This is a genomic window from Acinetobacter pollinis (assembly GCF_015627175.1).
Taxonomy (GTDB): Bacteria; Pseudomonadota; Gammaproteobacteria; order Pseudomonadales; family Moraxellaceae; genus Acinetobacter; species Acinetobacter pollinis.
Map to the genome: position 1 here is coordinate 1 of NZ_VTDQ01000068.1, position 5390 is coordinate 5390.

At 38.9% G+C, this 5390-nt stretch carries 5 protein-coding genes and 2 pseudogenes; 1 reads left to right on the forward strand and 6 read right to left on the reverse strand.

The window, feature by feature from the left end; all coding sequences use genetic code 11:
• The 3 genes and pseudogenes from I2F23_RS14095 to I2F23_RS13450 all read right to left on the reverse strand — a co-directional run.
• Positions 1-268 (reverse strand): MbeB family mobilization protein (locus I2F23_RS14095; protein WP_407648033.1); only part of this gene is annotated, 268 nt, incomplete at its 3' end.
• A 361-nt stretch (positions 269-629) separates the two neighbouring features.
• Positions 630-839: pseudogene (locus I2F23_RS14100) on the reverse strand (relaxase/mobilization nuclease domain-containing protein); the annotation flags it as partial.
• Positions 840-936: 97 nt separating this feature from the next.
• Entirely contained in the window at positions 937-1281 is a 345-nt protein-coding gene (locus I2F23_RS13450) for a MobC family plasmid mobilization relaxosome protein (protein WP_195773081.1), read from the reverse strand.
• Positions 1282-1518: 237 nt separating this feature from the next.
• Here I2F23_RS13450 and I2F23_RS13455 point away from each other — a divergent pair, with 237 nt between their 5' ends.
• On the forward strand, positions 1519-1923 hold the full coding sequence (locus I2F23_RS13455) for a hypothetical protein (protein ID WP_195773082.1): 405 nt from the start codon (positions 1519-1521) through the stop codon (positions 1921-1923).
• A 743-nt stretch (positions 1924-2666) separates the two neighbouring features.
• Here the strand turns inward: I2F23_RS13455 and I2F23_RS13460 are convergent.
• The 3 genes and pseudogenes from I2F23_RS13460 to I2F23_RS13470 form a co-directional block, all read right to left on the reverse strand.
• A complete protein-coding gene (locus I2F23_RS13460) occupies positions 2667-3986 on the reverse strand; it encodes a hypothetical protein (RefSeq protein ID WP_195773083.1) in 1320 nt (439 codons plus the stop codon).
• Positions 3979-4548 carry a hypothetical protein gene (locus I2F23_RS13465; RefSeq protein WP_195773084.1) on the reverse strand — a complete coding sequence of 190 codons (570 nt, stop codon included), beginning with the start codon at positions 4546-4548 and terminating at the stop codon, positions 3979-3981. The genes I2F23_RS13460 and I2F23_RS13465 overlap by 8 nt, the downstream gene beginning before the upstream one ends.
• Positions 4549-4602: 54 nt before the next feature.
• Positions 4603-5390 (reverse strand): annotated as a pseudogene (locus tag I2F23_RS13470) (hypothetical protein); the annotation flags it as partial.

Below are 5390 nucleotides of genomic sequence, written 5' to 3' on the forward strand. Positions count from 1 at the left end.
GGCTCTGATACAGCAAAATGCCCCATGCGATCGCTAAGGTCGTGATGATGACTATAGCGACTATGCTCCAAGTCTTTAACATAATCGGCAATAGGCGTTTGTTCTGCTCTCGGATAGCGGAGCTGATTGCTCTCTCGTTTTCGTTCAGTAAGTCTGTTAAGCGTTTTTCGTGATTCTTGAACTCTCTCGCTACGGCTTGTTCTGTATCTTTCGCTTGCTCGTTCGATGTCTGCTCGAAGCGCTTTGCCAAATCTAAAATCTTGCTCATAGATCATTCCTTTTAAGCGAATATTTTTGCCCCCATCAGGGTCTTTTATACTGACTGTTTTCGGTGTAGTCCTAGCGACTTCAAAACCTGCGTTCTCAAGGGTTTTAAGCACATCATCACGATTCTGAATAAGTCCACTTTCAGCAACGCTTAACAGGCTGTCTGTAATCACCTGTGATGCTTTTTGTTTATGCTTGGGTAGGCTATTAGGGGTGCATAATTCACGCCGATGAAGTGGGTCATTGGGGTCATGTAGCTTGTAATGGTCATTGATAAGATCTTTCCATGCGTTTAAACGTGGGCGGTCTGCCTTGTCATAGTAAGGCTGTAGGCGTTTACCGCTTTGAAGCTCTACGTTTGCCACAACGAAATTGAGCTCTAAACGGTCTTTATCCTGATGCTGCACCCACAAAACTGAATACTGGTCTTTATCTAGCCCAGGCATGAGTGTTCGCTCAAAGCTATCCATGATTTGTTCTTTTTGGCGTTCTTCTAAATCACGTTCCGCAAAGGACAAGACACCCGATGTATATTTTTGAGAAAAGTTGGTGCTATCAATGAGCTGAACCATTTGTTCAGGGTCGCCACGATCTAGCCTTGCGTCCTCTCTATCTCTGTCTTTACCTAAGAGATAATCAACGGGTCCTTTGCCTGCACCTATACCACGACTATGTATTTTTATGATCACTGTGCAATCTCTTTAATTCTTTTTCGATGCCTGATAAAGCAGTAATAACTGCTATACGGTCGATCACTGAATTAGATTTGCTTTGCTCATTCATCAACCGAGCAATCTGATTTAAGTTATTGCCAATACCAGAAAGCTGTCTTAACAGTTTCGGGTCAACTTGTAAAAGTTTACTTTGCTTAGTTCGCTTTTGACCTAGACAAGTTTCACGCATCCAACTGGCTAAACTTCCTGTCGTACAACGATCTAAAAGTTTCTGATGTTCTTCATCAGTTAATCGTATTTTTATTTCCTTTTGTCTTTTTAAACTTTCTTTCTTCGTCATGACTAATTTTTGCTTCTCAATGGTGGTAACCGTATAAAGAAAAAATCTTTGATTTTTCTCTTTGTACGGTTTTCGGGGGTGTCGGGGGTGAAGCCCCTGATCCCAGTAGTACAAAAGGGATGAAGTCCCCTTTGTGTGTGCTGGCTTATTTTTAAATAGGTGCGGAGAATATTATATTCATAATTAATTGAGAGAAGATATAATATTTTACTTAAAAGACATAACAGAATTTACAATATGAGATTAAACAAAAGTTTATTTTACTTACACCGTTGTATAGCTATTTTAAATACATTTGCATTTTTTTATGTCATAGCCTGTATAACAGAAGACAAAGCATCATATCAAAAATATGACACGATACTAAATATAGTAATAGGAATTATCCTCATATTTGCTTTAATACACTTTAAAGCATCAAACGAAGTATCAAAAGGAACTAAACTTGGAAAATGTTTATCTAAAGGAATAGGCATTTTATTTGTGATTCAAATACCTTTTTGCTTTGTCATAAAAATGGCAGTAGCTATGCTAGCAAGTCAAGAAGAATGGATTTCAACGCCTCTTTGTATCAGTATAGGCGTAATCATGATTGTTCTAGCTAGTGAAAATCATTGGCAATCAAAGGATAAAAATAATTAATTCTCTATATAAAAAAATGCTCTCAACTCTCTCAACCGTTCACCAAAGCGTCGACTTCGTCTTTGGCTTTGGTGAACGGTTGAGAGAGTTTCGGCAATACTCACCCTAAGGGCAGACTTTTAAAAAAAAATCTTATCCCCTAAGTATTGCCGATCAACTGCTTAATATATTTGGCTTCGGAGCCACGTATATCGGTCGTATCCGCACATAGTCTTGCAAACTATGCAGACAAGGACTCAAAGTCTTGCACCTTGCTCCACACGCTCCTTGTCGCTATATGGCTGTATCTCTGCGAGGGTAAAAACCCAACGTACAACTTAACAGACCGATATAACTACTCCCAACGCTCCGCCTATGTGGAATCCCCCTGTAAGCGGTTTAGCTCCTGCCTCTCGGCTCTCACTATCGCCATATAACGCCAGTGACACTTATTCCTACCACACGTTATATGTGTCTTTCCTAATCATAGGCGTACAGAAGTAGACAAAGCTCGACCATTAGGTGCTTATTTGATGGTTATTTTGATCATTTAACGAATTTTTTCTTCTTGAGGGCTTGATTAACAGTAGCACTTCTTTAAAATAGAAAGCGGTACATAAGCCGTAAGGTGAATATCAGTACGAGCTGCGAACTCTGCCGATCATTCGTTAGATGATGGTTTGAACATCAAATAACTGTACCCTCGAATTTAAATTAAAACCCCAATAAATTGCAAGACTTATTGGGGTTTTTTTTTAATATTTTTAAAGTTCATCAACATTCATTGAATATTTTCTACCATTAGAATTCATAAATATATTAAATTTATTTCTAGCGCCATAGTTTTTTAGCAAAAAAGATTTTTTTAGTAACACCCCATCAGCATCAGAAGAAATCTGCAAAGTCACGTTGGGTTCAGATTCGTCAACATCATTATTATCATTCCAGCCAAGTATTACAACCTTATAGTCTCCTAAAGCAACATTCGTTTTATCACAACCTATCACATACCTCTGAGAATTAGCCCCACCTTCCAGTTCGCCAAAATAACCCTTTCTGCTAGTGTTAGTAGAATCTGAAAAAACCAGATAACCCGTCGGTGTCGGTTCCCTTACATATAAGTACACTTTTTTTTGTGAATAAGAAATCGCACTCATTGTCACGGTAAGAAATTCTGACTTACCTTTATGCTTTGCTGCTTCCAAACTATTCAATGCTTGGGTAATATCATCTTTAATTGTGCTATACATCCCAAATGCAGGATTAAGATAGGTTTTTATTAAGCTATGACCAATACGATCACGACCGGCATTATTCCCAAAAGGTTTATAAATAGGAATAAGGTGAGTAATAGAGGGAACCGTACCTAGCACCCTTAAAGCATTAATTACAAGGTCTTGATCAGCAAGAATATGTGGACCATTGGTCGTTGGTGATGCAGGTGCAATATGGATCACTTTCACTGAATCACTTGATATTTTTTGATTTATGGTCGCATATCTGTAGGCCTCATTGACAAATAAATTCCCTTGCGAATGAGCAACAAACAATAATTTTTTACCTCCACCGACCCAGTTATCAATTTTAGCTCGGTGTTCTTGATAATTTTGTTCAGTAGGTGGACTAGAAAGTAATTTAGATAAATTCTTTGCAAAATTAGAGACAAGTAACTTGCGCCAAGCGTTACCATCTTTAATTAATTCAGGTACCTTTTGAACAATATTGTCCCACCAATTTCCCTTATCATCCAACATTTGAAAAAAGAGTTCCCAACGGTCTTTAAGTAATACTTCTTCTTTAAAGCGTTGCTCAAATGTCTCTGCAAAATCCTCAAGACCATTCGTATAGTTATACATCACAGAATATTCAATGGGATCACCATTAGGCGTAACCTTGCCACTAATAACTTGTAATTCCTTTAAATTATCGCGAGCTTCTGCAGGTGTAGTATTCACGCCATTAAAAAATGCAACAACTGTATTACCAGCTCGACAAATACTATTCGCAGGAACTGTATCTGCATAAACACAACTAGAAAAAAGCAAAGTGGCAGAGATGATCCAAGACGTAATTTGCTTACTCATCACATACCCCATCATTAGGTAAAGTCATGACTGTACCATCTAAGGCTTTACTTAAAGCGAGATATGCCATTAAGCGTTTTTTAGTATTGGTAGTAACACCCAAAATCTCCATAACAACGCGCCCATGACTTGGAGATTCTCCATTCGGAATTTTCTCAAAAATGCAACTTACTGCTCTCGATTCAACATCAGATGTTCTTTGCAATGCATTGCGATCATTCAAATTAACCAACAATGAAGCCTGCAAAGCTCGAGCATACTGGCTCACTGCTTTTTGTTGCTTTTGAGGGTAAGTTCGTTTGATATAGGCATCAATATCATCACGAATACCATTACCATCGTTATCAATGCCTTGTATTGTATTTTCTCTTTCCAATCGAGGAAGCTCACCCGAATCCTCCATTTTTGCAATTTTTTGCGCGGAAGACTCCTGCTGTGGTGGGAGTTTTTGTACAGGGGTATTAGGTTTTGAAGATGGAGATGAGTTATCAGAACTTCCAAAATCAATTTTACATGCGGTGAGCATCCCCAAAGATAAGAAAACAACTAAAATTTTTTTCATGGAAATTTCCATAAATGTAAGTTAGTTCACATTTTAACATATTTTAACAAAACTTTACATTCTAATTAAATAGCTTCGACTGCGTTGATTCATTTTTTGAGCTTCAAGAGTTGTGTTTCTAGCTGTTGTAATTGCTCGGTCAAGTTGATGACTTGTTCGCTCAATTTGTTCAAGTGATTTTTTCTCGTCTGCTCGATTTCGCTCTGCTGTTGTGCAAATTTGCTTAAACCCTGTTTGAGTTTCTGATTCTGTTCTTTGGTACTCTCGAACATCTGACGCAAAGCGGTTTGTTCCTCTTTGTGTTCCACTCTCATCTGCTCCAATGCCTTGATTAATTCCCTTTCTAAATCGGTCATTCACTAGGTTCTCTCTTATGTTTTGTACTTGTTGGTGGTCAATGGTTGGGATTTGGCTTAAATATTGGTCTGCTTGGTCAAGGTTCTGCTTAATTTGCGCTAATAGCCCATTGGAACCATTAGACCGTTGCCCCATGTCCCTGCGTCCTTGTTCATTGGAATACATAGGCGTTTGCGATTCTTCCTGTCGATGCAGTTCTGTAGCTCGATCTTGCCCCCTTTCTCGGTCAATAGCGCTATTCTCGCTTCCTGTGAGGCGATCTCGTCCAAGTTGCTGATGATCACATGGCTCTGATACAGCAAAATGCCCCATGCGATCGCTAAGGTCGTGATGATGACTATAGCGACTATGCTCCAAGTCTTTAACATAATCGGCAATAGGCGTTTGTTCTGCTCTCGGATAGCGGAGCTGATTGCTCTCTCGTTTTCGTTCAGTAAGTCTGTTAAGCGTTTTTCGTGATTCTTGAACTCTCTCGCTACGGCTTG